This is a genomic window from Bradyrhizobium sp. USDA 3364 (genome assembly GCF_054056355.1).
Genome location: NZ_JBSRYG010000002.1, coordinates 3,029,858 through 3,055,744, shown reverse-complemented (window position 1 = coordinate 3,055,744; position 25,887 = coordinate 3,029,858). Strand labels below are relative to the sequence as shown.

Annotated in this window: 21 protein-coding genes; 9 read left to right on the top strand and 12 right to left on the bottom strand. The window is 63.8% G+C overall.

What is annotated here, in order from left to right; genetic code table 11:
- Positions 1 to 103 precede the first annotated feature (103 nt).
- From ACVILL_RS14295 to ACVILL_RS14280, 4 genes are all read right to left on the bottom strand, one after another.
- Positions 104 to 1,435 (bottom strand): IS1182 family transposase, encoded by a 1,332-nt coding sequence (locus ACVILL_RS14295; RefSeq protein ID WP_456729626.1) that lies wholly within the window; start codon positions 1,433 to 1,435, stop codon positions 104 to 106.
- Between the two features lie 266 nt (positions 1,436 to 1,701).
- Positions 1,702 to 3,648 carry a glycosyltransferase gene (locus tag ACVILL_RS14290; protein WP_456729625.1) on the bottom strand — a complete coding sequence of 649 codons (1,947 nt, stop codon included), beginning with the start codon at positions 3,646 to 3,648 and terminating at the stop codon, positions 1,702 to 1,704.
- Positions 3,645 to 5,003 (bottom strand): HlyD family efflux transporter periplasmic adaptor subunit, encoded by a 1,359-nt coding sequence (locus tag ACVILL_RS14285; protein WP_456729624.1) that lies wholly within the window; start codon positions 5,001 to 5,003, stop codon positions 3,645 to 3,647. The genes ACVILL_RS14290 and ACVILL_RS14285 overlap by 4 nt, the downstream gene beginning before the upstream one ends.
- 380 nt (positions 5,004 to 5,383) lie before the next feature.
- Positions 5,384 to 5,662 carry a hypothetical protein gene (locus ACVILL_RS14280; RefSeq protein WP_456729623.1) on the bottom strand — a complete coding sequence of 93 codons (279 nt, stop codon included), beginning with the start codon at positions 5,660 to 5,662 and terminating at the stop codon, positions 5,384 to 5,386.
- Between the two features lie 394 nt (positions 5,663 to 6,056).
- On the opposite strand from ACVILL_RS14280, the gene ACVILL_RS14275 reads away from it, so the two are divergent.
- The 4 genes from ACVILL_RS14275 to ACVILL_RS14260 all read left to right on the top strand — a co-directional run bounded on the left by ACVILL_RS14275 (position 6,057) and on the right by ACVILL_RS14260 (position 9,533).
- A complete protein-coding gene (locus ACVILL_RS14275) occupies positions 6,057 to 7,847 on the top strand; it encodes a PAS domain-containing sensor histidine kinase (protein WP_456729622.1) in 1,791 nt (596 codons plus the stop codon).
- Positions 7,841 to 8,515 carry a response regulator transcription factor gene (locus ACVILL_RS14270; RefSeq protein ID WP_456729621.1) on the top strand — a complete coding sequence of 225 codons (675 nt, stop codon included), beginning with the start codon at positions 7,841 to 7,843 and terminating at the stop codon, positions 8,513 to 8,515. Before ACVILL_RS14275 ends, ACVILL_RS14270 begins: the two co-directional genes overlap by 7 nt.
- A gap of 33 nt (positions 8,516 to 8,548) precedes the next feature.
- The gene (locus ACVILL_RS14265) at positions 8,549 to 8,998 is read left to right on the top strand and encodes a response regulator transcription factor (protein WP_456729620.1); all 450 of its coding nucleotides are present in this window, start codon (positions 8,549 to 8,551) and stop codon (positions 8,996 to 8,998) included.
- 343 nt (positions 8,999 to 9,341) lie between these two features.
- On the top strand, positions 9,342 to 9,533 hold the full coding sequence (locus ACVILL_RS14260) for a hypothetical protein (protein WP_456729619.1): 192 nt from the start codon (positions 9,342 to 9,344) through the stop codon (positions 9,531 to 9,533).
- A gap of 178 nt (positions 9,534 to 9,711) precedes the next feature.
- On the opposite strand, the gene ACVILL_RS14255 is transcribed toward ACVILL_RS14260, so the two are convergent.
- The gene (locus tag ACVILL_RS14255; RefSeq protein ID WP_456729618.1) at positions 9,712 to 10,236 is read right to left on the bottom strand and encodes a methylated-DNA--[protein]-cysteine S-methyltransferase; all 525 of its coding nucleotides are present in this window, start codon (positions 10,234 to 10,236) and stop codon (positions 9,712 to 9,714) included.
- Between the two features lie 200 nt (positions 10,237 to 10,436).
- Between ACVILL_RS14255 and ACVILL_RS14250 the strand changes: the two genes are divergently transcribed.
- Together ACVILL_RS14250 and ACVILL_RS14245 are read left to right on the top strand one after the other, a co-directional pair.
- The gene (locus ACVILL_RS14250) at positions 10,437 to 11,657 is read left to right on the top strand and encodes an ABC transporter substrate-binding protein (RefSeq protein WP_456729617.1); all 1,221 of its coding nucleotides are present in this window, start codon (positions 10,437 to 10,439) and stop codon (positions 11,655 to 11,657) included.
- A gap of 479 nt (positions 11,658 to 12,136) precedes the next feature.
- Complete coding sequence (locus ACVILL_RS14245) at positions 12,137 to 13,363, top strand: ABC transporter substrate-binding protein (protein ID WP_456729616.1); 1,227 nt, start codon at positions 12,137 to 12,139, stop codon at positions 13,361 to 13,363.
- Between the two features lie 299 nt (positions 13,364 to 13,662).
- Here the strand turns inward: ACVILL_RS14245 and ACVILL_RS14240 are convergent, their stop codons facing one another.
- Positions 13,663 to 14,088: a DUF1330 domain-containing protein gene (locus ACVILL_RS14240; RefSeq protein ID WP_456729615.1), complete on the bottom strand. Its 426-nt coding sequence runs from the start codon at positions 14,086 to 14,088 to the stop codon at positions 13,663 to 13,665.
- A gap of 139 nt (positions 14,089 to 14,227) precedes the next feature.
- Here ACVILL_RS14240 and ACVILL_RS14235 point away from each other — a divergent pair, with 139 nt between their 5' ends.
- Positions 14,228 to 16,513 carry a transglycosylase domain-containing protein gene (locus ACVILL_RS14235; protein ID WP_456729614.1) on the top strand — a complete coding sequence of 762 codons (2,286 nt, stop codon included), beginning with the start codon at positions 14,228 to 14,230 and terminating at the stop codon, positions 16,511 to 16,513.
- A 351-nt stretch (positions 16,514 to 16,864) separates the two neighbouring features.
- Here ACVILL_RS14235 and ACVILL_RS14230 read toward each other — a convergent pair whose 3' ends face one another.
- The 4 genes from ACVILL_RS14230 to ACVILL_RS14215 all read right to left on the bottom strand — a co-directional run bounded on the left by ACVILL_RS14230 (position 16,865) and on the right by ACVILL_RS14215 (position 20,964).
- Complete coding sequence (locus ACVILL_RS14230; RefSeq protein WP_456729613.1) at positions 16,865 to 17,704, bottom strand: M48 family metallopeptidase; 840 nt, start codon at positions 17,702 to 17,704, stop codon at positions 16,865 to 16,867.
- A gap of 187 nt (positions 17,705 to 17,891) precedes the next feature.
- Entirely contained in the window at positions 17,892 to 19,220 is a 1,329-nt protein-coding gene (locus ACVILL_RS14225; RefSeq protein ID WP_456729612.1) for a polyhydroxyalkanoate depolymerase, read from the bottom strand.
- A gap of 128 nt (positions 19,221 to 19,348) precedes the next feature.
- Positions 19,349 to 20,173, bottom strand: coding sequence for an ABC transporter permease (locus ACVILL_RS14220; RefSeq protein WP_456729611.1), 825 nt, complete (start codon positions 20,171 to 20,173; stop codon positions 19,349 to 19,351).
- Positions 20,170 to 20,964 (bottom strand): ABC transporter ATP-binding protein, encoded by a 795-nt coding sequence (locus tag ACVILL_RS14215; RefSeq protein ID WP_456729610.1) that lies wholly within the window; start codon positions 20,962 to 20,964, stop codon positions 20,170 to 20,172. The genes ACVILL_RS14220 and ACVILL_RS14215 overlap by 4 nt, the downstream gene beginning before the upstream one ends.
- Before the next feature lie 106 nt (positions 20,965 to 21,070).
- Here ACVILL_RS14215 and ACVILL_RS14210 point away from each other — a divergent pair, with 106 nt between their 5' ends.
- Together ACVILL_RS14210 and ACVILL_RS14205 are read left to right on the top strand one after the other, a co-directional pair.
- Complete coding sequence (locus ACVILL_RS14210) at positions 21,071 to 22,390, top strand: ActS/PrrB/RegB family redox-sensitive histidine kinase (RefSeq protein WP_456729609.1); 1,320 nt, start codon at positions 21,071 to 21,073, stop codon at positions 22,388 to 22,390.
- 136 nt (positions 22,391 to 22,526) lie between these two features.
- The gene (locus tag ACVILL_RS14205) at positions 22,527 to 23,081 is read left to right on the top strand and encodes an ActR/PrrA/RegA family redox response regulator transcription factor (protein ID WP_092120369.1); all 555 of its coding nucleotides are present in this window, start codon (positions 22,527 to 22,529) and stop codon (positions 23,079 to 23,081) included.
- Positions 23,082 to 23,310: 229 nt separating this feature from the next.
- Here ACVILL_RS14205 and ACVILL_RS14200 read toward each other — a convergent pair whose 3' ends face one another.
- Together ACVILL_RS14200 and ACVILL_RS14195 are read right to left on the bottom strand one after the other, a co-directional pair.
- A complete protein-coding gene (locus ACVILL_RS14200) occupies positions 23,311 to 23,796 on the bottom strand; it encodes an MmcB family DNA repair protein (RefSeq protein WP_456729608.1) in 486 nt (161 codons plus the stop codon).
- A gap of 311 nt (positions 23,797 to 24,107) precedes the next feature.
- A complete protein-coding gene (locus ACVILL_RS14195; RefSeq protein WP_456729607.1) occupies positions 24,108 to 25,721 on the bottom strand; it encodes an alpha-amylase family glycosyl hydrolase in 1,614 nt (537 codons plus the stop codon).
- Positions 25,722 to 25,887: the final 166 nt, after the last annotated feature.

Here is a 25,887-nt window from a genome sequence, read left to right as displayed (position 1 = left end):
GGCGCATAGGCCTGTCCCGTCATCCTGAGAGGCTGTGACCCTATTTGAAGTTAGCAGCTGCGGCAAAAGCGGGATTGGGCTGTGACGATTTGATGGCCAGGCTTCAAGCTGCAGCCTGGAGCAGGCGGTGGCCGGCCAGGATGTTGTTGGTGAGTGCGAACCAGCGCAGGACCGTCTGGACCTTTTTGAGGCCGCGTACGGTGAACTGCTGCAGGCCCCAGTTGCGGAAGCGAGCGTTGATACACTCCGCCTGGGCTCGACGCTTGTAGATCGACTTGCCACGTGGGCTCTTCATGCGGGCTCGCCAGGCGGCGACGCCGGGCCCATCGTTGTCGCGTGGCTCATATGGGTCGCGCTGGTGCTTGCTGCGTGAAGGCGGCCCGTAGACCTTGATGCCGCGGTCAGCCGCCCACTCGGTATCCTCATTCTTGTTGAAGCCGCCGTCGATCAGCAACCGCTTCGGCCATCGGCCATGGCGGCGGTTGATCTCCTCCAGCATCGGCCGGGCCAAGCCGCGGTCGGAGCCGACGGTTTTGACGTCCGGGATGATCACGATCTGGCCACCGGCGACGGTCGAGAGCTGGCAATTGTAGGCGGGGCGGAAGCCGCCATCGGCCATTTTCATGACGCGGGCATCGGGGTCGGTGGTGGAGGCGCGCGGCTCCTTCTGCTTCTCGACCTCCTTCTTGTTGGTCTTGCTGCGCCGTTCGCGTTCCGCCTCGATCTCGGCCAGCTTTTTCAGCGCTGCCGCCACGCGCTGCTCGCGTTCACGCAGGGCCCGTTCGTTGGCCGCAGCGATCCGCCGGCTGCTGGCTTGCGGATCGTCGGTTGCTTCGTCCTTCAGCTGTCGGATCAATCGTTGCGCCTTGCGCAACTCCTTGTGAAGCTTCCTGCGGCGGCGGAACGACTTGCTCCCAGCCGAGGCACGTACCCGCACTCCGTCCTGCGCCACCTCATCGAGGTCGATGATCTCGGCCACCGACAGGCTGGCGATGTTTTCGCTCAACAGCCGATCCAGAAGCTCCGGATGCGCCGTGCGGAAGTCGGCAAGGCCGTGATAGTTCACACTCACCCCGCCGCAGAGCCACCGATAGACGTCGTGGCTCTCACACAGCCTGGCCAGCGCTCGCGCGCTGCCAACCCCCTCGCTCGTCGCATAAAGCCACAGTGCCAGTAAAAGCCGCGGGCTCGCCGGGGCCTGTCCCGCCGTGTGGGTTCGAGCTCTAATCGCCTCTTCAAGCTCGCCCAGATCAAGCTTCTCGACGTAAGCCCAGATCACCCGGACTGGATGATCGGCGGCTACCAGCGCCTCCAGATCGACTGCCCGAAGCTCGATCTGATCGCGTACCGGTTCCCGCATCCGCGGCTGCCCCGGATCGCTCTCCCGCTCAGCTTTCTGTACCGGAAGATCGGCAAACAGTTCGTCGCCAGGCATCGCTGCACCTCTCGGATAGTACAGCTGCAGGAATCACTCCGCGTAGGAAAACTCAACCCTCATCCCGAACAAAGATTCACACCCTCTGAGGAGCCGCGAAGCGGCGTCTCGAAGGATCGACGGCCCGGCTACTGCCGAACGAGTCGGAGTACGCGGAAGCGTCCGGGCCGTTCACCCTTCGAGACGCGCGTTCCGCGCTCCTCAGGATGACGGAATGGAAAGCGCTCCGCGGAAGGAGCAACACCGCGATGCCCGATCGCGGCGGTTCAACCGAACAGCCGCATCAACAGCGCCTTACCGACTGGCGCGGCGCGGACGCCGTGGAAGGCGCGGACATATTCGCCAGCATAGAATGCGCGCACGACATTGATCCGCGTCGCAGCCGCATCCTCGAAGCGGACGCCGAAGCCGTCTCGGGTGCGGCGGACCACCAGCGCGGTCACGTTCTGGCCGTAGACGTTGCACGTGATCGAGGTGCCGATCGCGGGCGGCGCGGGATCGATGAAGCGGGCGCCCGAGATCGAGATATCGGCCATCCGCACCAGCCGCGGCTCGGCGCCTTCGTGAATCAGGACCGGCTCATCGCGCTCGAAGCGCTCGGCCTTGCGCCGCCGCGGCTGCTCGATGCAGATGAAGCAGACGATCGCGAGCACGACGCAATTGTAGAGGCTCCAGGCCAGCGCCAGCCCGCCATAGGCGATGCTTTCGCCGCGCAGACGCAGGATGAACGCGTAGGCGATCGCAAACAGCGTGATCAGCAAGGCCGTGCCATAGAGCCGCAGCAGCGGCCACTCGATAAACCGGCGGTTGCGGTCGCCGCCCTTCGCCGTCACCTTGAATTTGTGGCCCTGCGGCTTGGCGAGGCCGGTCACGACAGCCTTCAGGACCGCGGGCGCGGCGATGTATTGCGACACGTCGGTCATGATCGCGAGCGAGCGGCCGCGCGAGATCCAGGCCATCGTGAAGGCGTGCCAGACATAGAACGGCATGAAGTATCTCAGGAGGTCGAACAGGTCGGCGTGGACCGCCTTGATCCCGAACAGCAAGAACAGCCAGGGCACGACCAGGCCGAAAACCTTGGTGCCGTAGACCGCCGCCCAGCTCATGAAGGCGTCGACCAGCGACAGCCGGTCCATGAATGCGAGCTTGGATTGCCGCGAGAACGGCCCGCTGCGCCCCCTGAAGATCTGCATGAAGCCGAGGCACCAGCGCCCGCGCTGCGTGATGTACTCCTTCAATCCCTCCGGCGCCAGACCGATGGTCAGGCGCTCGTTCAGATACACCGTATTCAGTCCCTTCTCCTTCAGCCGCAGCGTGACGAGATAGTCCTCCGTCACCGAATCGGTCGGGAAGCCGCCGATCTGCGTCAAGCCGGAAAAGCGGATCAGCGATGAGGTGCCGCAGCAGAACGCCGTGCCCCAGGCATCCTTGGCCGGCATCAGGATGTCGAAGAAGAAGCGTTGCTCGTCGGGCCAGACGTCGGTCGCGGCGAGATTGGTCTGGATCGGATCCGGGTTGATGAAATGCTGCGGCGTCTGCACCACGCCCACCGTGCCATCCTGCATCAGGCTCATCGCCCGCGTGAGGAAGTCCGGCATCGGAACGAAGTCCGCATCCAGGATCGAGATGAACTCCGGCTTCTCCGGCAGTCCTGCCAGATGCTGGAGCCCATGATTGATGTTGCCGGCCTTGGCGTGGCGATTGTCCGGACGGGTCAGATAATTGCAGCCGAGTTCGTGGGCGAGCCGGCGCAGCCAGAGCCTGCGGCCGTCGTCGAGCACCCAGACGCGATAACTGGGATAGCTCAGCCCCGTCGCGCCGATGATGGTGCGCTCCAGAATCGCCTTCTCCTCGTTGTAGGTACAGATGAAGACGTCGACGAGCGGCGCATCTGCGTTCGCTTTGGACCGGCGAAGGATCGCATTGACCTCGGGTGAGCGGTCGATGGTCCGGCTGAGGAACAACAGCGACAGGCACACCGCGATCAGCGAGGCCGCCTCGGCCACCACGAAGGGGTAGCCGACCAGCGCGTCGGCGGTGAGGCCCGGCGGCGGAAGGGTATGCATTACGCGCCAGACGAAGTAGTGCAGCAACAGCACGAACGACATGCCGGTCATCATGACGCGGGCCAATGTCTGCTCGCGCCTGAGCAAGGGCAGGATCGCAAGGCAGGCGCCGAAGGCGACCAGCCCGGGCGCGAAGGCCGCCATCATGGCTTTGCCGGGTCCGTGCTGAACACCACCCGCCCGGTGCGGCCGACCGCGCAATCCTTACCCGCACTATCGGTCGCCGGCATCGAGACCGTCACACGGTACGGTTCCTTGTTCAGCGCATCCGGATTGATCGCAAGGTTTGCGGGAGCGCCGGAGGCCCCGGTGAGGTTGACGATCTCACCCTGGATCGCGGGGCTGCCGTCGTTCGGCTCGAAGCTCGCCTGCTCGCCGAGCCTGAGACGGTTGTAAACGCTCTCGGTGACGTTCGCGGTGACGACCTCTCCGGTGCAATCGAGCAGCTTGAGCAAAGGCTGCCCGGCCCTGACGTCCTCTCCTCGCGAGGTCATCATCTCCCAGATCCGTCCTCCGACCGGGGCCTTGATGTCGGCTTCCGCCCGGTTGATGTAATGCAACTGCTCGGACGCAATCTCGTGGGTGAGCCAGTCAATCTCGGCATCGGCATGCGCCAGATCAGCGCGCAGATCGCTGACGCGCTGGCGCATTTCCTCTTCGCGTTGCACGGAACTCGGCCGGTCATTGTAGCTGTCGCCGAGATAGGTGCCGTTCTTCGCCGCCGTGAGCTCGACCTTGGCGGCGTCGAGGCGCCGCTGTGCGCCGATCTCGGTCTGCTGGGCGATCGACTGCTCGCGCGTCAGGCGGGCCATTTCGACCGTCGAGACGCTGCCCGATCTGATCAGCGACGAGGCGCGTTCGACCGCCGCCGTCGCCTCCTCCCGCCGCGCGGCCGCAGCCTCGATCGCGGTCTGGATTTCGGCGATGCGGGCCTGGAGCTGGAGGATGCGGCCGTCACGGAACTGCCCCGCCTGACGCGCGAGGTCCTGCTGCGCCGTTTCGGCAGCGGCGAGCTTGGCGGCGAGACTCGGGCGCTCGTTCTCGAGGCGGGACATCTGCCGCCGGAGATCATCGAGCCGCACGCGATCGCCGCGCACGTTCACGACATGAAGGATCGCATCGCCTTCGTGGACCTCGCTGAGGCGCGTAGAGCTTTGCTGTGGCTTCGCGCTCACGGTGCCGTCGATCGGCGAGCGCAAGGTCACGATCCGGGCATTGACCACGGCCTCGACGCTCGAGGTCTGCAATACGGCCTTCAGCGGCAGCCAGCCGAACACGGCGACGATGGCAAGGCCAATGCCGATCTTGAGCAGGCGGCGGACCATCCGGCCCGACCCTGCGGGCGCCTCGGGATGGGGCGCGCTCTCGCTGACCGGCTCGTCGTGCGCCGGCAGCAGCCGGTCCTGCAAATCGCGCTGCAATCCGCGCGCGCCATCGGTCTCATCCCTGGTGACGGAAATATCGTCGTTGGGGAGTGGCTTTTGCTGCTGTGCCTGATTCATGATGACCGGCCCCTGATCTGTCAGTGCGCGAACCAACGCACAGCTCAGCGGAGCGATACCGTTGCCGGACTGATCCAATAATCAGGTGCTTCAAAACCGGCTAAGGCGAATTGGGCATCTTTCGAAAAAATTGCTGCAATTTGCTCGAGCCCGCCAGCCGGTGGGATCGCCGACCTCGCAGGACGTGATCGAGACCCGTCGGGCGGTCTCAAGCGGCGAGGTCGGGAGGACTGAGCCCGGAATCCGTCAGGGCCGGGGCTAGACGGGGACTGGATTCCGGGCTCTCACGGAGGCTGTTGTCGGAGCCGGTTTGCGCGGGTCCAGGGGACCAGCCCGCGCTTCGGCCGGCAACGCCTGCCGCGGCGACCAGCCAGCGCGGGCTACGATCCTGGATCTGGCCCGTTTGCTCGCAGCTGCAGCGCTGCGAGACCGGCCATCATGACTGCAAGGTAGCTCGCCTGGCAAACCGCGACACCGAAATCGAAGACGTCGAGCAGACCGATCCAGGGGTCGTCGGTCGGCGCGCCGTCCGTTTGCTTGCCACCGTCGATCACGACAGGCTGGAAGCTGCGGTCGCGTTCACCACGCCTTGCCTCCTGTTTTGCCTCGTGTTCGACGTCATCGGAGCAAAGGATCAAATGCAGGGGAGCGTTCGGCATTCCAACCTCCAGACCTCTGATCGGCGACGAATGAACCGGGATGCTTCTACTGTGATCGAGTTACCCAATAAGCGTAGCGACCGGGAAGAAACCGGCCATTGAACGGAGGTTGATCCGGCCGTTACATTGGGGTGGGGAAGATCATACTTAGGTTTAGTCGCAACCTGGGCCCGAGCGCGCCGGATGATTTCGCGTTCCGCGCGACTTCGCGCATGCGGGCTGGTTGCCAAAGGGCCGCATGATCGGTCTCGTCCGGACGTCGGGAAAGCTGCTAATATGCAGCCCGTTGAGAGGGCGACGTTGTCGCCGCTGATGATAGCGGTCACCTAGCGACGCAGCGCGGCCCATGGTGGCCAGGTGCTCTAGCCAAGCACTTTGATGGCCAAGCGCTGTGATGGCCACGTGCTGTGATGGCCACGTGCTGGTGCTGCCGATGATGCGCAATCCGACCATGAAGTCCTGGTCGGCCGAGCAATGGCTGCTCGGCGGCATGGTGCTGGCTTTGGCGGCAACCTGCATCGGGCTGCTACTCGGTCCGCAGCCCGGAGCTCCCGCCCATCTGGTCGCCCTGGTGCTGCTCATCGCCTCGCTTGCCGCCGCATTGCTGATGATGCGTGTGGTGGGCCGCACGCAGAACCAGATGGAAGCCGCAATCCGCGGCCGGGCCGGCGGCGAGGAGCGCGCGATCGAGGCGCTGCGCAACAGCGAAGCGCAATGGAAAGAAGTGTTCGAACACAACCCGGTCATGTACTTCATGGTCGATGCGGCGGGACTCGTGCTGTCGGTCAACACGTTCGGCGCCGCGCAACTCGGCTACACCGTCGGCGAATTGCTCGGACAATCCGTGCTCCGGGTGTTTGCCGACGAAGACCACCCGATGGTCCAGCGCAACGTCGCGGCGTGCCTCGACAACATCGGCCAGACCCACAGTTGGGAGATCCGCAAGGTCCGCAAGGATGGTTCACGGCTCTGGGTTCGTGAAAATGCCAAGGCCGTACGCAAGCTGGACGGTCAGCTGATCGTCCTGATCGCCTGCGAGGACATTACCGAGCGCAAGCAGGCCGAAAATGCACTGCAGCAGAGCGAGATGTACCTGACCGAAGCGCAGCGGTTGAGCCACACCGGCAGCTTTGGCTGGCACGTCGCCAGCAGCGAGATCATCTGGTCGGAAGAAACCTACAGGATCTTCGAATTCGACAGGGTTCCCTCGATCAAGCATGGCACGGTCCTGCAACGCGTCCATCCGGACGATCGCGCCCGCGTGCAACGGACTATCGACCGCGCCTCGCTCGACGGCAAGGACTTCGAGCACGGCTATCGCTTGCTGATGCCCGATGGGGCGATCAAATTTGTCCACGCCAGGGCGCATGCGGTGACCAACCTCTCGGGCGACACCGAGTTTGTCGGAGCGGTCACCGACGTGACGGCGCGCAAGCGGGCCGAGGCCGAATTGCATGAAGCGCAGACCAACCTCGCGCACGTCACGCGCGTGACGGCGCTCGGCGAACTCGCCGCGTCGATCGCCCATGAAGTGAACCAGCCGCTTGCCGCCGTGGTCACCAACGCCGCGGCATGCCTGCGCTGGCTCAACCGGGCCGCCCCCGACCTGAATGAAGCGCGCGGAGCGGTCAGGTCGATCATCAGCGACGGCAACCGGGCCGGCGAGGTCATCCAGCGGGTCCGCGCATTGGCGAACAAGACGACCGATCAGAAGGCGCCGCTCGATATCAACGAAGTCATCAACGAGGTGATCAGCCTGGTGCAACATGAGTTGCAGAGCCACCTGATATCTCTGCGACTGGACCTCGCTCCCGCGCTCCCGCCTGTCGTCGCCGATCGCATCCAGCTGCAGCAAGTCATCCTCAACCTCGTCCTCAACGGCATCGAGGCGATGCAGCCGGTCACCGACAGGCCGCGGGAGCTCGTGATCCGGACCCGCCATGACGATGCCGGGCAAATCCTGGTCACGGTCACCGACTGCGGCATCGGCGTCGCGACCGAGAATGCCGACCGGCTGTTCGACGCCTTCTACACCACCAAGGCGAGCGGCATGGGAATGGGGTTGTCGATCTGCCGTTCGATCGTCGAAGCTCACCGGGGCCGGCTGTCCGTGACCGCAAATGTCGGCCCCGGTGCGACATTCCAGTTCACCCTGCCGTTGCGCCAAGAGGATCACGCATGGTGACCGGACGCGCGGCCTCGCCTTCCACGCCTGCGAACGCCGAGGATCCGATCGTCTTCGTCGTCGACGATGACGCGTCGGTGCGGGATGCATTGAGCAACCTTTTCCGCTCCGTCGGGCTGCGCACCGAAGCGTTCGGGTCGGCCCATGAATTTCTCCAGCGCAAGCCGCCCGATGTCCCGAGCTGCCTGATCCTCGACATCAGGCTGCCCCGGCTGAGCGGCCTGGACTTTCAGGCGGAGCTGGCGAAGGCCGGCATTCATCTTCCGATCATCTTCATGACCGGCCATGGCGATATCCCGATGACGGTCAGGGCCATGAAAGCCGGCGCCGTCGACTTCCTGACCAAGCCATTCCGCGATCAGGACATGCTGGATGCCGTCACGGCAGCGATCGAGCGCGACAGGAATCGTCGCGACGAGGCCAAGGTTCTCGCAAACCTGCGCGCGGCCTTCGCGACCCTGACCCCGCGCGAGCGCCAGGTGATGACCCTCGTCACGGCGGGGCTGATGAACAAGCAGGTCGCCGCAGAAATCGGTGTGGCGGAGATCACAGTGAAGATCCACCGCGGGCACATCATGCGGAAAATGGCGGCCAAGTCGCTCCCTGACCTGGTCAGGATGGCGCAGATCCTCAGGATCGGACCGTCGTCCGGCGGGGCGCAAACCTAAGTATGATTCTCCGGCCCCGATTGGCGACGCACTGTGCCCTGGCGCGATCGCCCATACCAAACGTTCGATCCGGCCGGTCCAGGAAAATCCTCCTTGTCCAATCCGCCAGTGATATCAATCATCGACGATGACATGTCGGTTCGCACCGCGACCGACAATCTCGTCAGGTCGCTGGGCTACACGGTCGAGACCTACGCCTCGGCTGAGGAATTCCTGCTCTCGCCCCACTTGGACGACATCTCCTGCGTAATCGCGGATGTCAGGATGCCGGCCATGAGCGGGCTCGACCTGCAGAGCCATTTGATTGCCAATGGACGGCGCTTTCCGTTCATCTTCGTCACGGCCTTCGCCGTCGAAAGCGATCGCGCCCGGGCTCTGAGGGCGGGAGCGATCTGCTTTCTGAGCAAGCCCTTCGATGGCGACGCCCTGATCAGATGCCTCGATATCGCCCTCGACCAGCACGGCACGGCGACGAACGAATGAGTACAGATCGGCCACGATCGCGCCGGCTATACGCAAGGATGATGCCGCCAAACATCTGGACAAGTTGCGCATCGACGGTGGCAGCGCGAGATTTCGCGTCGCCGTCCTTCGGGACGATCGACGGCACGGACAGCATCAGACATTTTGATTTGCAAATGGCAATTCCTCGGAGGGAGGTCGCCATGCGTGCGGAACCGCGCTGCGCCCAGTGTGATAGCGAAGAGCCCAAGGTCATCTGTTTGCGAAATCCGGCGGGTGAACGCTACTGCGGACGCCTCTGCCTTTACAGAGGTCAGGAGAACTTCATCCGCTGGTTCACGCGTGCGAATGCGGAGGCGGCGTCATGACGGGCCGCTGCGGCAATCCGGGATGCAGGCGTCCGTTCGGGCTGATCCGGTATAGCTGGCATTTCAAGCAGTTTTGCTCGGAGAAGTGCCGCGAGATCCACAAGCAGCAATTGGAGCGCGACAAGGCCTATTGGAAGTGGCTCTACCCCTTCCCCAGAACCGGCAGCCCATCGAAGAAATTGATCTGACGGCGATGACCAACAACGCGCAAGGGAGTCTCCATGACGACGGTTGATGCGATGCTGGTAGGAGCGATCCTCGCATGGGTGCCCTCGCTCATTGTCTTTCTCTACATCGTGCGCAATCTGCGCAACATGCCGAGCGAAGATCTCGATTGAGCGTCTCACGGGCGGATGAAGTGGAGCGCTAAACCTCCACGCCCTCGTGGCGCAGCAGCCAGCGCTTGCGCTCCAGCCCGCCGCCATATTTGACCAGCGAACCGTTGGCGCCGATCAGGCGGTGACAGGGCACGACGACGCTGATCGGGTTGGAGCCATTGGCATGGCCGACCGCGCGCATCGCGTTCGGCACTTTCAGCTTCGCCGCCAGCGCGCCGTAGCTCATGGTGGTGCCGGGCGCGATCTTCGGCAGCGCGTGCCAGACCTTCTGCTGGAACGGCGTGCCGGCGACGCGCCATTCGACATCCGCGAGCCGATCGAGATCGCCCTTGAAGTAATCGCCGAGCGCCTTGTGCATCGCAGCCGGCGCGCGGCCGTCCCGCAGCGTCACCGCGCCATAGTGCAGCCGCAGCAGGTCGAGCATGCGCCCTTCATAGTCGTCCCAGTCGAGCGCGCGCAGCACGCCGCCATCATCGGTCACCAGCAGCGCAGTGCCGATCGGGGTCTTGAGGCGGTCGAGGTTGAAGGTCTGCGCAGTCTTGCGGTCGGCCATGGTCATCTCGCATAAATCGGTCTCGCTCGGCGATAGTTTCATCTCCCTGCCGCCGACGTCCACCCGAATTCCGCGACATCGCGCGCAGGGTGCATCGCCTTGCAATGCCCCTGCCCTTCCGCCATCATCCCGTGCAACGGTGACATCCGCCGGCCCATCGCTTGCGGACAAGATCATCGGCAACATGGGAGGTCACGGACATGAGGAGCGTGCAATTGCTCGCTGCGACAGCGCTTGCCATCGCGTTGTCGGCTACATCGGCCGCCGCGCAGAAGAAATACGACATCGGCGCGACCGACACCGAGATCAAGATCGGCCAGACCGTGCCGTTCTCGGGCCCGGCATCCGCCTATGCCGGCATCGGCAAGACCCAGGCGGCCTACCTCAAGATGATCAACGATCAGGGCGGCATCAACGGCCGCAAGCTGAACCTGATCCAGTATGACGACGCCTATTCGCCGCCGAAGGCGGTCGAGCAGGTGCGCAAGCTGGTCGAAGGCGACGAGGTGCTGTTCACCTTCCAGATCATCGGCACGCCGTCGAATGCCGCCGTGCAGAAATACCTGAATGCCAAGAAGGTGCCGCAGCTGCTCGCCTCCACCGGCGCCTCGCGCTTCTCCGATCCGCAGAACGCGCCGTGGACGATCGCGTTCAACCCGAACTACCAGTCCGAGGGACGCATCTACGCCAAATACATCCTGGCCAATCACCCCAATGCCAAGATCGGCATCTTCTACCAGAACGACGATCTCGGCCGCGACTACATCACCGGCCTGAAGAGCGGGCTCGGCGACAAGGCGGCAAGCATGATCGTCGCCGAGGTCTCCTACGAGCTCACCGACCCGACCGTCGATTCGCAGATCGTCAAGCTGAAGGCCGCCGGCGTCGACCTGCTCTACGACGCGTCGACGCCGAAATTCGCGGCGCAGGCGATCCGCAAGGTCGCGGACCTCGACTGGCACCCGGTCCACATCCTCGACATCAACGCGAGCCCGGTGTCGGCGACGCTGAAGCCCGCCGGCCTCGACATCTCCAAGGGCATCATCTCGACCAATTACGGCAAGGACCCCGCCGACCCGCAATGGAAGGACGATCCCGGCGTGAAGGCCTATTTCGCCTTCATGGACAAATATTATCCTGATGGCGACAAGCTCAATACCGTCAACACCTACGGCTATTCGACGGCCGAGCTTCTGGTCCAGGTGCTCAAGCAGTGCGGCGACCACCTCACCCGCGAGAACCTGATGAAGCAGGTGACCAGCCTCAAGAAGTTCGTGCCGTCGCTCGCGCTGCCGGGCATGTCGATCACGACCGGACCGAACGATTACCGCATCAACAAGCAGATGCAGATGATGAAGTTCAACGGCGAGCGCTGGGAGCTGTTCGGCCCGATCATCGAGGACACCGGACCGGCGGGCTAGTCCGCGCCGCGCTGATGTGAGGTGATCGAGGTCGCCCATCTCAAGTACACTGTCGTCCCGGCGAAAGCCGGGACCCATAGGCCGCGGCTTATGTTGCGGATGGGATTCGTCGTTCAAGCGTCGCAAGGCAATCGACAGTCGTGGTAATGGGTCCCGCCCTTCGCCGGGACGACGCTGAGTTTGTTGCTGCCGGCAGGACTGCATAGCGGAGCCGGGAACGAAACTCTCGGCAAACTTCTACTTCGTTCATCCGAACGCGATCACCGCCCTGCCGATTGAGCGATATGGCCGAGGGGCCTTATTCTTTCGCACCGCCCCCTACTTTGGTTGACTGAAATCGCTCACCTTTTCGGCATTGCTCGTCTTGCGTCGCAGCAACGGTTCCGCCAGTATCCCGGCCCAGCGATGGCGACCGCGGGACCTTGAACCCGCGGACAAGATCATCGGCCAATCATCAGTCACGTGAGGAAAACAGCATTATGAGGAACGGGATTTTCCACCTGGTCACGGGAACGGCGCTGGCGATCGCGCTGTCTGCAACGTCGGCCTACGCGCAGAAGAAGTACGATCCCGGCGCGACCGACACCGAAATCAAGATCGGCCAGACCGTTCCCTTCTCCGGACCGGCCTCGGCCTACGCCTCGATCGGCAAGACCCAGGCGGCCTATTTCAAGATGATCACCGATCAGGGCGGCATCAATGGCCGCAAGATCAATCTGATCCAGTATGACGACGCCTATTCGCCGCCCAAGGCGGTCGAGCAGATCCGCAAGCTGGTCGAGAGCGACGAAGTGTTGCTGACGTTCCAGATCGTCGGCACGCCGTCGAACGCCGCCGTCCAGAAATATCTCAACGCCAAGAAGGTGCCGCAGCTGTTCGCCGCCACCGGCGCCTCGAAGTTCACCGATCCGAAGAACTTCCCCTGGACGCTCGGCTTCAACCCGAACTACTTCGTCGAAGGCCGCATCTACGGCCAGTACATTCTGAAGGAGCATCCGAACGCCAAGATCGGCGTGCTCTATCAGAACGACGACCTCGGCAAGGACTACCTGAACGGCATCAAGGCCGGCCTCGGCGACAAGGCCGCCAAGATGATCGTGGCCGAAGCCTCCTATGAGGTGTCCGATCCGACCATCGATTCCCAGGTGATCAAGATCAAGGATGCCGGCGCCGACCTGTTCTTCTCGGCCTCGACGCCGAAGCAGGCGGCGCAGGCGATCAAGAAGATCGCCGAGCTCGGCTGGCATCCGGTCCATATCGTCGACATCAACGCCACCTCGGTCGGCGCCGTGCTGCAGCCGGCGGGCCTGGAGGCCTCCAAGGGCCTGATCTCGACCAACTACGGCAAGGATCCCGCCGATCCGCAGTGGAAGGACGATCCGGGCATGAAGCGCTATTTCGACTTCATGGCCAAGTACTATCCGGACGGCGACAAGAACTCGAACTTCAACACCTACGGCTACTCCACCGCCCAGCTGATGGTGCATGTGCTGAAGCAGTGCGGCGATGACCTGACCCGCGAGAACGTGCTGAAGCAGGCCACCAATTTGAAGAATGTCGAACTCGACATGGCGCTGCCCGGCATCAAGGGCAACACCGCGCCGAACGACTATCGCGTCAACAAGCAGCTCCAGATGATGCGCTTCAACGGCGAGCGCTGGGAGCTGTTCGGCCCGATCCTCGAGGACGCCGGCCCGGCGGGCTAGTGGTTCGTGCAGAGCTGAAGATGCAATCGGCGGCCTCCGGGCCGCCGATTTGTTTTTGGCCGTACCCTCACCGTCATTGCGAGGAGCGACAGCGACGAAGCAATCCATCGCTCCGCAAGCGGCGGAATGGATTGCTTCGCTGCGCTCGCAATGACGTGGAAAAAGTCAGCGCACTGCCATATCCGTCACCCTGAGGAGGCCGCAACGCGGCCGTCTCGAAGGGTCGACGGCCACCAGCGGGGCCGTGCATCCTTCGAGACGCGCTTCGCGCTCCTCAGGATGACGGGGATCTGCGTGCCCTACTCCGGGATCTCGCCGAAATTCTTGCCGACCGGCAGCACGGCGTGGCGGATCAGCCGCGAATCCTCCACCGCGGCCTGGCGGTGCTTCACGGCTTCGCGATAGACGGGATCGCGGATCATCTCGACGAAAGCGGCGACGCTCGGATATTCGGCGATGAAGCAGTGATCCCAGCGCTCGGCCTCGGGGCCGATCAGCATCAGCTCGAAGCGGCCCTGCCAGACGATGCGGCCGCCGAGCCGCTCGAACACCGGCCCGCTCTCGCGGCCATACGCCGCGTAGGCCTCAGCGCCGGTGGACTTGCGGCCGTCGGGATAGGCGGCCCATTCGCGCAATCGCACGAGATTGAGCATGTGGATCGGGCCCGGCCGGTTGTTGTCCCGGAACTGTGCGAAGACATCTTTGGTCGGATCGATATGGCCCATGCGGTGCTCCTTTTGTTTTTTGGTTCCATCTGTATTTAGCACGCGCTGCCTCACCTCCTAATCCTCCGTTAAGCTTTGCGTAACCGCCCCTTAAACCGGGAACGTTAGCTTGTACGCGTTAAGGGTGTGAGCGTTGCGGATGGCGTGGGGACGTACAAAAGGCGGTGCGCGCAAGGAGCCGCTGTTCGGGCTTCCGGCCGCGCTTGCCGATCTCAGATTGTCGCCCTCCGACCGCATTCCCGGCGGCGGCGGCGACAAGCCTACGAAATCAAAACCCAAGAGTAGCGATAAGAGTAGCGATAAGAGTAGCGACAAGAGCGGCGATTCGGGTAGCGAGAAACCGCGTCCCTCGCGCAGCGGCAGCAAGCGGCGCAGCAAATCGCGCGGCTTCGGTATCGGCCGCCTGTTCTATTGGACCGCGGTGCTCGGCCTGTGGGCCGGCATTGCGGTGATCGGTGTCGTGGTATGGGTCGGCGCGCATCTGCCGCCGATCCAGTCGCTGGAAATCCCCAAGCGTCCGCCGACGATCCAGATCGTCGGCATGGAGGGCAGCGTGCTGGCGCAGCGCGGCGAAATGGCCGGCGCCAACATCGCGTTGAAGGATCTGCCGCCCTATCTGCCGAAGGCCTTCATTGCGATCGAGGACCGCCGTTTCTATTCGCATTACGGCGTCGACCCGGTCGGCATTTTGCGCGCCGCCGTCACCAACCTGCTGCATCGAGGTGTGTCGCAGGGCGGCTCGACGTTGACGCAGCAGCTCGCCAAGAATCTGTTCCTGACCCAGGAACGCACCATGCAGCGCAAGCTGCAGGAGGCCGAGCTCGCGCTGTGGCTGGAGCGCAAGCATACCAAGAACGAGATCCTCGAGCTCTACCTCAACCGCGTCTATTTCGGTTCCGGCGCCTACGGCGTCGAGGCCGCAGCGCAGCGCTATTTCGGCAAGTCGGCGAAGAACGTCACGCTGCCGGAAGCCGCGATGCTGGCGGGCCTCGTCAAGTCGCCGTCGCGGCTGGCGCCGAACCGCAATCCGGAAGGCGCGGAACAGCGCGCGCAGGTCGTGCTCGCGGCGATGGCCGACGCCAAATTCATCACCGAAGCGCAAGCAAAAGCCTCGATCGGCCAGCCCTCGATCGCGGTGAAGCCGGCCGGCGCCGGCACCGTGAACTATGTTGCCGACTGGATCGGCGAAGTGCTCGACGATCTGGTCGGCCAGATCGACCAGGACATCATCGTGCAGACCACGATCGATCCGAAGCTGCAGAGCGTGGCGGAAGCCGCCGTGATCGACGAACTCGCCGCCAAGAGCGTGAAGTTCAATGTCAGCCAGGGCGCGCTGGTGGCGATGACGCCCGACGGTGCGGTGCGCGCCATGGTCGGCGGCCGGAACTATTCCGAGAGCCAGTATAATCGCGCCGTCACCGCGAAGCGGCAGCCGGGCTCGGCATTCAAGCCGTTCGTCTATCTCACCGCGGTCGAATTCGGGCTGACGCCGGACACGATCCGCACCGACGCGCCGCTCGACATCAAGGGCTGGAAGCCGGAGAACTACACCCACGAATATTTCGGCTCGGTGACGCTGACCCAGGCGCTGGCGATGTCGCTGAACACGGTGGCGGTGCGGCTCGGCGTCGAGGTCGGCGCCAAGAATGTGGTGCGCACCGCGCACCGGCTCGGCATCTCCTCCAAGCTCGAGCCCAACGTCTCGATCGCGCTCGGCACCTCGGAAGTGTCGGTCATCGAGCTGGTCGGCGCCTATGCCCCGTTCGCCAATGGCGGCTACGCGGTGTCGCCGCATGTGGTGACCAAGATCCGCACCAATTCCGGCAAGCTGCTCTATGACCGACCGGTCGACCCGCCCAACCAAGTGATCGAGCCGCGCTATGACGCGATGATGAACAGCATGATGCGCGAGACGCTGATCTCGGGCACCGCGCGCAAGGCGGAGATTCCCGGCTGGACCGCCGCAGGCAAGACCGGCACCAGCCAGGATTACCGCGACGCCTGGTTCATCGGCTACACCGCCAAGCTCGTCACCGGCGTCTGGCTCGGCAATGACGACAATTCGCCGACCAAGAAGGCCACCGGCGGCGGCCTGCCGGTCGAAGTGTGGACCCGCTTCATGAAATCAGCGCATCAGGGCGTGCCGGTCGCGGCGATCCCGAACTCGCAAGGCAGCTGGGCTCCGGCGAACCTGATGCAGATCTCGTCGCAGATCTCAGCGCCGTCGGCGCCGGCGGCACCGATGCAGATTCAACCGCCGATGCAGGCGCCGCAGCCGCCGGCTGCGATGCCATCGGGCGGAGGCTATTATCGCCAGCCACCGCCAACGCCGGCTCGCGCCCCGGCGCCGCCACCCAACCCGCACGCGCGGCCGGAGGCAGCGGCAGGGCTGGACGGCTGGCTGGCGGATCGGTTGTTTCGGTAGGCGCCAGGCGGACAACCCCGTCGGTTCGTAGCCCGGATGCAGCGAAGCGAAATCCGGGACCCGTCGCGCCACAGCGAGAGCCGCCCCGGATTACGCTATCGCTCCATCCGGGCTACGAAGATGGGTAGGATGCCGCGAACATCAATTGATGGGTTTCGCTTCGCGCTACCCATCCTATGGGCTGGAATACTGGATCGCCTGCTTTCGCGGGCGATGACGGCAGGCGCGGGGCGAGAGTCACTGTCATTGCCGGGGCTTGCCCCGGCAATCCATCAAAAAGTCCTCTTGTTCGATGGATGCGCGGGTCGAGCCCGCACATGACGACCTGAGACGCAGGCGCGAAGAGTTGGCCTACTCCTGGATTCCGTAGCGGTGCAGGTCGTTGCCGTGGGTGTCGAGCCAGGTCTTGGCGCGTGTGACCGACGCACAGACCTTGTCGACCACCCGCCAGAATCGCGCTGAGTGGTTCATCTCGACGAGATGCGCGACCTCATGCGCGGCGAGGTAGTCGAGCACGAAGGACGGCGCCAGGATCAGCCGCCACGAGAACGACAGCGATCCCGCCGAGGTGCACGAGCCCCAGCGGCTCGACTGGTCGCGGATCGAGATCCGCCGCACCCGCACGCCGAGTTCCGCGGCGTGCAGTGCTGCCGCCTTCTGCAGATCCTTGCGCGCCTCGCGCTTGAGGAAGTCATGCACCCGGCGATCCATGTGCTCGACGCCGCCGGCGACGCAAAGGATCTTCTCGCCGCTGTCGCGCGTCTCGGTCCAGACCGTGCCGCGCTCGCCCGAGCGATGCACCAGCCGATGCGGCACGCCGCGCAGCGGCACTACGGTGCCGGGCTGGAACGGCGCAGCCTTCGGAAGGCGGCCAAGACGGGCGGCGATCCAGCCGCCATGGATGTTGGCGAACTCCTTGGCTTCGATGATCGTGCCGCGCGGCGGCATCGTCAGGATCGCTTCACGATCGGTCGGATGAATCCTGAGCGTGTAACGGCGCGCGCGCCTGTGCCGGCGTACCCGGACGGTGAAAAACTGGGAGCCGTGTCTGACCAATACGGTCGCGGGTTCGGCAGGCCGCCGATAGAGGAGCGCGCGAGTAGCCATTTCTGAGAGTCCGGGGAGCAGGAGTTCGCCCGAACTTTGCCATATCCGCCGCCAGGGAAAGCGCTCGGCGCAAAAACAAATCATTTGCCCAATATACAGGGGGCGGCCGTTAATTGACCTCTACCGGCAGGGGTCGGAACCGGAATTTTTCCGATGAATCAGAGTCGAAAACAAGGCTCAAGAGATGAAAATTTATTCATCCCTTGATTTGAGATTTTTTTAGCTAAATCAGTGACTTATGCCACAGTCAAAATCGCGACCGAAACGATACCTATTCGGCCGCGGCGACCAGCGAAAGCCTTGTATTGGCAGCGGAAACCATGAAATCGGAGATCCGCGGTACGATTTCGGAGCGGAACCGCGAGCCGTTGAACACGCCGTAGTGGCCGACGCCCTTCTGCACGTAATGCACGCGGCGATGGTTCGGGATCGCGGTGCAAAGTGCATGCGTCGCCTCGGTCTGACCGAGACCGGAGATGTCGTCCTTCTCGCCCTCGACCGTCATCAGCGCGACGCGGCGGATCTTCGACGGATCGACCGGCTTGCCGCGATGGGTCATCTCGCCCTTCGGCAGCGCGTGCTTGACGAAGACGAGATCGACGGTCTGCAGGTAATACTCGGCAGTGAGATCCATCACCGCGAGATATTCGTCATAGAATTCACGGTGCTTGTCGACGAGATCGCCGTCACCCTTCACCAGATTGGCGAACAGCGCCTTGTGCGCGTCCATGTGCCGATCCAGGTTCATGCTGATGAAGCCGTTGAGCTGCAGGAACCCGGGATAGACGTCGCGCATCACGCCCGGATGCGGGAACGGCACCTTGGTGATGACATTGTTGCGGAACCACTCGATGCCGCGCTCTTCGGCGAGGTTGTTGACCGCGGTCGGATTGCGCCGCGTGTCGATCGGGCCGCCCATCAGCGTCATCGACAGCGGCACGAACGGGTCGCTATTGGCTTCCATCACGGAAACCGCTGCCACGACAGGCACCGAAGGTTGGCACACCGCGATGATGTGCATGTTGCCGCCGAGCGCGTGCAGCATCTCGATCAGGTAATCGACATAGTCCTCGAGATCGAACCGGCCGGCGGCGAGCGGCACCATGCGCGCATCGGCCCAATCGGTGATGTAGACCTCATGCGTCGGCAGGAACGCCTCGACCGTGCCACGCAGCAGCGTCGCGTAGTGGCCGGACATCGGCGCCACGATCAGCACGCGCGGCTGCGGCGAGCGCAACGGACGCGTCAGCTTGCGATCGAAATGCAGCAGCCGGCAGAACGGCTTTTCCCAGACCGTGCGAACCTCGACCGCCGTGCGGATGCCGTTGACCTCGGTGGTCGGCAGGTTCCAATCCGGCTTGCCGTAGCGGCGGGTGGTGCGCTCGAACAGCTCGCAGCCGGCGGCGATCGACTTGCCGAACTCGGTGTGCGTCCACGGATTGAGCGGATTCTGAAACAGGATCTTGGTGGCGTCGGTCACCGCGCGCACCGGATTGAGCGACGCGTGCGCCATTTCGTACATCCAGTACAGCGGCGTCGTGAGTGCCGGGCTGCCTTCCGCCGCTAGTGGCGGGGCACCGCCAAATTCACCGATGGGCATTGTATTTTCAGACCCCTGTTTTGCGCCGCAGCATACTGACCAATGCGTAACAATGCGTCAATGCGCCGCGAGCCGAATGTGGGGTCGATATCGGGCTAAAAGGCCGATAATCCACGTGAAAGTGACATTTATTCACCACTGCTGAGCAGCGAGCCGTGACGCTTGGCGCTCTGCAAAAGGGCAAGGAAGGTCGCAAAAGAGGCAGCGAACAGAATCGCGTTGATGACGAGCGCCCACGCCATCAGGTCGGCGCGGAAGACGTGGTCGATCAGCAGCGACCGCATGCCCTCGAACACATAGGTCGGCGGCAACGTCCAGGCGACGTATTGCAGCCAGACCGGCAGCACCTCGACCGGATAGTAGATGCAGGCGAGCGGCATCACCGCGAACATCAGCGTCCAGACGATGCTCTCCGAGCCGAGACCGTTGCGCAGCACGAGGCCGGAGGCGAACACGCCGACCGACCAGCTCGTGAAGATCAGATTGCAGAAGAACGCGATCAGCGGCAGCCCGATGGCGTAGAAGTTGAAGCCGAAAAAGAACAGCGCCATCAGCGTCATCGGGATCACGCCGATGGCGAGGCGGATCAGGCTCATGATCATCAGCGATAGCAGGAATTCGATCGGCTTCAGCGGGCTCATCATCAGGTTGCCGAGATTGCGCGCCCACATCTCTTCCAGGAACGAGATCGAGAAGCCGAGCTGGCCGCGGAACAGGATGTCCCACAGGATCACGGCGCCGATCAGCGTACCGCCCGCTTTGGCGAAGAAGCCGGACGCCTGCGAGATGTAATTCTGCAGGAAGCCCCAGGTGATGATCTGCAAGGCCGGCCAGTAGATCAGCTCCAGGAGCCGCGGCCATGACGACATCAGCAGATACCAATAACGCAGCACCATCGCATTGATGCGTTGCAGTGAAATGCCGCGCGGCTGATAGCTGACGACCTCGCTCATGGTGCGCCCTCCCGCATCCGGCCACGCGCCACGTCGAGAAACACCTCTTCCAGCGTGTCGCGGTTATACCGCGCCATGATCCGCTCGGGGCTGTCGTCGTCCTGGATCTTGCCGCGCTTCATGATGATGACACGGTCGCAGAGCCGCTCGACCTCCAGCATGTTGTGCGACGCCAGCAGGATGGTCGCGTTGTGAGTCTTGCGATAGGTCTCGAGATGCTGCCGCACCCAGTCGGCGGTATCCGGGTCGAGCGATGCGGTCGGTTCGTCGAGCAGCAGCAGGTCCGGCTCGTTGATCAGCGCCTTCGCCAATGCGACCCGGGTCTTCTGCCCGGCGGAGAGCTTGCCGTTGGACCGGTCCAAGAATTCCTTGAGATCGAGATCGGCGGCGAGCTGGTCGATCCGCTCGCGCAGATGCTGCACGGCATAGAGGCGGCCGAAGATGGTCAGGTTCTGCCGCACCGAGAGCCGCATCGGCATGTCGACATAGGGGCTCTCGAAATTCATCCGGCCGAGCACGTCATAGCGCTGCTCGGGGATCTTGGCGCCCAGCACGCTGACGCTGCCCGAAGTCGGCAGCACCAGCCCCATGATCATCGCGATCGTCGTGGTCTTGCCGGCGCCGTTGCCGCCGAGCAAGCCGGTGATGCTGCCGCGCGCGATGCGGAAGGAGATATCGTCGACGGCGCGGGTGGTCTTGTAGAGCTTGACCAGGTGCGCAACGTCGATCGCGGCCGATCCGCCCTGATCGGCCGCGGACGTGTGTCCCTGAACCGTCCCGCTCTGTTGCATATGGCCGTCATTGAGCCATTGCGACAATAAGCGCAAGGCTTGCCCCGCGTCCTTGCGCTAAGTCGCGAATTTGTGCGCCGCCCGCGGCACAGCTAAAGTCCCTGATATGACCGACGTCGCTTCCGATTTCCGCCAACCTCGCCGTTATGTCCGCCTGGATACGATCCTGCGGCTGCGCTGGCTCGCCGCGCTTGGCCAGCTCGTTGCGATCTTCATCGTCGCGCAGGGGTTGGAATTCGACGTTCCGATCGTCCCTTGCGTCACCATCGTGACATTCTCGGCGCTGCTCAACCTGGCACTGCAGATCGCGTTCAACCCGATGCAGCGGCTCGAGCCGGCCTACGCCGCGGCCCTGCTCGCCTTCAACATCGTCGAGCTCGGCGGGCTCTTGTACTTCACCGGCGGGCTGCAGAACCCGTTCTCGTTCCTGTTCCTGGCACCGGTCCTGATCTCGGCCACGGTGCTGCCGATCCGGCTGACGATCGCGCTGGGCTGCCTTGCGGTCGCCTGCGCCTCGGCGCTGTTCTTCTACCATCTGCCGCTGCCCTGGGATGCCGACGATCCGCTGGTGCTGCCGCCGATCTATCTGATCGGCGTGTGGCTTTCGATCCTGCTCGCGATCGGCGTCACCAGCCTCTATGCATTCCAGGTGACGGAGGAGGCGCGGCAGCTCTCCGATGCGCTGGCCGCGACCGAGCTGGTGCTGACGCGCGAGCAGCATCTCACCCAGCTCGACGGCCTCGCGGCCGCCGCCGCGCACGAGCTCGGCACGCCGCTGTCGACGATCTTCCTGATCTCGCGCGAACTCGAGAAGACGGTGCATGACCCGGCCATCGCCGGCGATCTCAAGACCGTGCGCGAACAGGCGCAGCGCTGCCGCGACATCCTGAGCAAGATTGCGCAATTGTCATCGAGCGGCGCGCCGTTCGACACCATGAAGCTGTCGACCCTGATCGAGGAGGCGGTGGCGCCGCATCGCGATTTCGGCATCAACATCAAGGTGCGGCTTGCTGTCGCAGCAACGCGCGAACCGGTCGCCGCGCGCAATCCGGCGATCCTCTATGGTGTCGGAAACATTCTCGAAAATGCGGTCGATTTCGCGCACCGGACTGTCGAGGTGAACGCGTGGTGGAACGCCGAAACCATCGAGATCGTCGTCTCCGACGACGGCCCGGGCATCGCACCCGACATGCTGAAGCGGATCGGCGAGCCGTATTTGTCGCGCCGCCGGGGTGCGGACGAGGCGCAAAATGCGCGTGGTGGCTTGGGCTTGGGCGTTTTCATTGCAAGAACGCTGCTTGAACGCACCGGCGCCAAGGTGTCGTTTACCAATCGTCCGTTCCCCGATCACGGCGCCGTGGTGCAGATCGTCTGGCCGCGTGAGCGCTTCGAGGAATCCGCACCTGGCGACGACACCGAATCCTAAGAACGGTTCTTAATCGCAACTCTTGGCATTACGGATGCATTGCTCTTTCTAGGATTGCACGCGACTTTCGGCTGCCTTGGCAGCGCCGCACTGGGTCCCCATATAATATGGTGTCTGCCACAGGGAAAAATGGACCGTGAACGCCATCACCGAACTGAATGACCATGCCGACCGCTCGCTCCTCATTGTCGAGGACGACAAGCCGTTCCTGGAACGCCTGTCGCGCGCGATGGAGACGCGGGGTTTCGCGGTGAAGTCATGCGACACGGTGTCCGATGGTCTCGCCGAGATCGGCCGCTCCGCGCCCGCTTTCGCAGTCGTCGATCTCAGGCTCGGCGACGGTAACGGCCTCGACGTCGTCTCGGCGCTGAAGCGCAAGCGCCCCGAGGCGCGCGCAATCGTGCTCACGGGCTACGGCAACATTGCCACCGCCGTCACTGCGGTGAAGATGGGCGCCGTCGACTATCTGTCGAAGCCCGCCGACGCCGATGACGTGGTCGCAGCGCTGCTTGCGACCGGCACCGAGAAATCCGAGCTGCCGGCCAATCCGATGTCGGCGGACCGCGTGCGCTGGGAGCACATCCAGCGCATCTACGAGATGTGCAACCGCAACGTCTCGGAGACCGCGCGCCGTCTCAACATGCACCGCCGCACACTGCAGCGCATCCTCGCCAAGCGCGCGCCGAGGTAAGCTGCGTCTCATATTGTTTTGCGATGGCCGGGTTATTGCCCGGCCATTTGCTTTTGTAGTTCGTAGCAGCCATTAAGTCATGATGGTTGCTACACACTGCCATCCAAGCCTATCCCCGTCATCCTGAGGTGCGAGCGGAGCGAGCCTCGAAGGATGAACGGCCCGGCTGGTGGCCGTGCATCCTTCGAGACGCGCGTTCCGCGCTCCTCAGGATGACGGATCACTGCGTCTAAAACTCGCTGTGCCCCTGCGGATCGACAAGGCGATTGATCCGCTGCGCAGCCGCCATCGCAAAGCGCACCGTCATCGCCTTGCGGGTCGCCGCCGGCAGGCGATGCTCGGGCGCCTCGCAGTGCAGATGCGCGCCATAGGCGTCGGCGATGATGAGACCGGTGTCGACCGGGAAAATCTCGCACGGCAAGTCCTGCGTGAAGGCGAAGAACAGCCGGTCGCAATGCATTCGGTAATCCTGCCATTTCTGGTCGGCACGCAGATCCTCGATCGATGACTTGATCTCGACGATCCAGATCTCGCCGCGCTCGTTCAGCGCAACCAGATCGGCCCTGCGGCCAGACGGCAGCGGCAATTCGCTGATGCAGGAAAATCCCAACGATCTCAGAAGTCTCGCCGTGCCGCGCGCGATCGCAAGCGCGGCCTCCGACTGGCGTCGGTCGGGTGCGGGCACAAGTGCGATCTGGCGGGCGGGCGATTCCATCCAAGGAGAGTAGCCGATTCCTTGACCCGCGGCAGCGCTGGAATCGGCCGCAGGTTCGCGAGGAAGGCGCCTTGATTCCGGCCTCAAGCCACCGCGAAGCCGACGGAACCTTGGTTCCGAGGTTACGCTCACAGTGGCCAAGCAACGCGACACCATCGCCAACGCCGTGCTTGCCGGCAACGCGCAGGACACCAAGCGGTGTGTGGCGCGCTATCGCGCAAAACGGCAATGGCGAATTCATTCTGATCCCGCAGGATGGCCGCCAGATCGTCACCATCGAGATGCCGTTCGACCCGGGCGATGTACTCACCTCACTCGTTCACATCCATCGGCGGTCCCATGATCACGCCTTCATTGGCGCGCAGGTCGAGGACGCCTTCGACCTTCTCGCCCTGCCGGTCCATGAAGGTCGACAGCAAAACCTCGTTGCTGAAGCCGATCGCACTGGAGGAAACCGACGCAGGCACCGCGCCGAAGTTCAGCGCGATCACGGCCACGCCTTCGGTGCTGCGGCGCCGGTAGAGCAGGACATCGCCATGCGCCGCCACCGGCTCGTAGCTGCCATGGACGAGTTGCGGCAGCTTGCGCCGCAGCGCGATCAGCGCCTTGTAGAGGTTGAGGATCGATGCCCGCTGCGCCTCCAGGCTTGCGACATTGTCGCTTGCGAAATCCTGCGCAAGCGGCAGCCATGGCGTCGCGGTCGAGAACCCGGCATGGCGCTCGGGGCTCCATTGCATCGGCGTGCGGCAGCCGTCGCGGCCGACGCCGATATCAGGCACGTTCTTCTCGAAGGGATCGCGGACCTGATCCGGCGCGATCGCAACCTGGCGCATGCCGATCTCGTCGCCGTAATAGAGCGTCGGCGTGCCGCGCAAGGTCAGCAGCAGCATCGCCGCGATCGGCGCCTGCGCGGGCCCCACCCGGCTCGCCACCCGCGGCCGGTCGTGGTTGCCGAGCACCCAGTTCGGCCACGCTCCCGGCGGCAACGCCTTTTCGTAATCAGCGATGATCTGCTCGACCGAGCGCGCGCTCCACAAGGTCGACAGCAGCGCGAAATTGAACGGCATCTGCGCGCCGCGGAGGTCGTTGCCGTAATAGGCGACCAGCCGGTGCAGCGGCAGATAGATCTCGCCGATCAGCACGCGGTTGTCGAACTCCTCGGTGACGCGGCGCATCTCGGTGATGACGGCGTGTACCTCCAGCTGATCGGTCGAATATTGCGTCAGCAGCTTCTCGTGCGGCGGCCGGCCCTCGCGGTAATGCGGGTTCGGCGGGTTATCGCGGAATTCGGCATCCTTGATCAGGTGCCAGATCACGTCGACACGAAAACCGTCGACGCCCTTGCGCAGCCAGACGCGCATCACCTCGTAGATCGCGTCCCTGACCTCGCGATTGCGCCAGTTAAGGTCGGGCTGCTGGGCGAGAAAGGCGTGATAGTAATATTGCCCAGACGCCTCGTCATAGGTCCAGGCGCTGCCGCCGAACTCCGACAGCCAGTTGTTGGGCGGGCCGCCGTCCGGCGTTCCATCGCGCCAGATGTACCAGTCGCGCTTCGGATTATCGCGCGAACTCTTCGCTTCGATGAACCAGGGATGCTGATCGGATGTGTGGTTCGGGACCAGATCGAGGATCAGCTTGAGGCCGGAATCATGCGCGGCCGCGACCAGCGCATCGAAATCCTGCATCGTCCCGAACAGCGGATCGATGCCGATGTAATCGGAGATGTCGTAGCCGAAATCGGCCATCGGCGACGGGAAGATCGGCGACAGCCAGACCGCGTCGACGCCAAGCCGCGTCAGATAAGGCAGCCGCGCGATGATGCCCCTGAGATCGCCGACACCGTCGCCGTCGCTATCCCCGAACGAGCGTGGATAGACCTGATAGAAGATGGCACGCCGCCACCAGTCCCCGTTGTCTTGATCCATCGCATTCCCCCTCGCTTCTGGTCCGCCCCGTGTCCCCGGGGTTGTCCGCAGGTTCAGGGAATGACGCACAATTCGGGACGGAAAAATGGCGCCGTAGCCCGGATGAAGCAAAGCGCAATCCGGGGCCACTGACGAAGCTCCCGGATTTCGCGGAGCCTGTCCTCGG

Excerpts from the sequence above, each read along its gene's own strand:
- ACVILL_RS14290 (WP_456729625.1), bottom strand. The coding sequence starts at position 3,648 with ATGATGGCGGCCTTCGCGCCCGGGCTGGTCGCCTTCGGCGCCTGCCTT.
- ACVILL_RS14295 (WP_456729626.1), bottom strand. The coding sequence starts at position 1,435 with ATGCCTGGCGACGAACTGTTTGCCGATCTTCCGGTACAGAAAGCTGAG.
- ACVILL_RS14245 (WP_456729616.1), top strand. The coding sequence starts at position 12,137 with ATGAGGAACGGGATTTTCCACCTGGTCACGGGAACGGCGCTGGCGATC.
- ACVILL_RS14250 (WP_456729617.1), top strand. The coding sequence starts at position 10,437 with ATGAGGAGCGTGCAATTGCTCGCTGCGACAGCGCTTGCCATCGCGTTG.
- ACVILL_RS14210 (WP_456729609.1), top strand. The coding sequence starts at position 21,071 with ATGACCGACGTCGCTTCCGATTTCCGCCAACCTCGCCGTTATGTCCGC.
- ACVILL_RS14280 (WP_456729623.1), bottom strand. The coding sequence starts at position 5,662 with ATGCCGAACGCTCCCCTGCATTTGATCCTTTGCTCCGATGACGTCGAA.
- ACVILL_RS14285 (WP_456729624.1), bottom strand. The coding sequence starts at position 5,003 with ATGAATCAGGCACAGCAGCAAAAGCCACTCCCCAACGACGATATTTCC.
- ACVILL_RS14235 (WP_456729614.1), top strand. The coding sequence starts at position 14,228 with ATGGCGTGGGGACGTACAAAAGGCGGTGCGCGCAAGGAGCCGCTGTTC.
- ACVILL_RS14275 (WP_456729622.1), top strand. The coding sequence starts at position 6,057 with ATGGCCACGTGCTGTGATGGCCACGTGCTGGTGCTGCCGATGATGCGC.
- ACVILL_RS14200 (WP_456729608.1), bottom strand. The coding sequence starts at position 23,796 with ATGGAATCGCCCGCCCGCCAGATCGCACTTGTGCCCGCACCCGACCGA.
- ACVILL_RS14255 (WP_456729618.1), bottom strand. The coding sequence starts at position 10,236 with ATGGCCGACCGCAAGACTGCGCAGACCTTCAACCTCGACCGCCTCAAG.
- ACVILL_RS14230 (WP_456729613.1), bottom strand. The coding sequence starts at position 17,704 with ATGATTTGTTTTTGCGCCGAGCGCTTTCCCTGGCGGCGGATATGGCAA.
- ACVILL_RS14240 (WP_456729615.1), bottom strand. The coding sequence starts at position 14,088 with ATGGGCCATATCGATCCGACCAAAGATGTCTTCGCACAGTTCCGGGAC.
- ACVILL_RS14220 (WP_456729611.1), bottom strand. The coding sequence starts at position 20,173 with ATGAGCGAGGTCGTCAGCTATCAGCCGCGCGGCATTTCACTGCAACGC.
- ACVILL_RS14215 (WP_456729610.1), bottom strand. The coding sequence starts at position 20,964 with ATGCAACAGAGCGGGACGGTTCAGGGACACACGTCCGCGGCCGATCAG.
- ACVILL_RS14195 (WP_456729607.1), bottom strand. The coding sequence starts at position 25,721 with ATGGATCAAGACAACGGGGACTGGTGGCGGCGTGCCATCTTCTATCAG.
- ACVILL_RS14225 (WP_456729612.1), bottom strand. The coding sequence starts at position 19,220 with ATGCCCATCGGTGAATTTGGCGGTGCCCCGCCACTAGCGGCGGAAGGC.
- ACVILL_RS14270 (WP_456729621.1), top strand. The coding sequence starts at position 7,841 with ATGGTGACCGGACGCGCGGCCTCGCCTTCCACGCCTGCGAACGCCGAG.
- ACVILL_RS14260 (WP_456729619.1), top strand. The coding sequence starts at position 9,342 with ATGACGGGCCGCTGCGGCAATCCGGGATGCAGGCGTCCGTTCGGGCTG.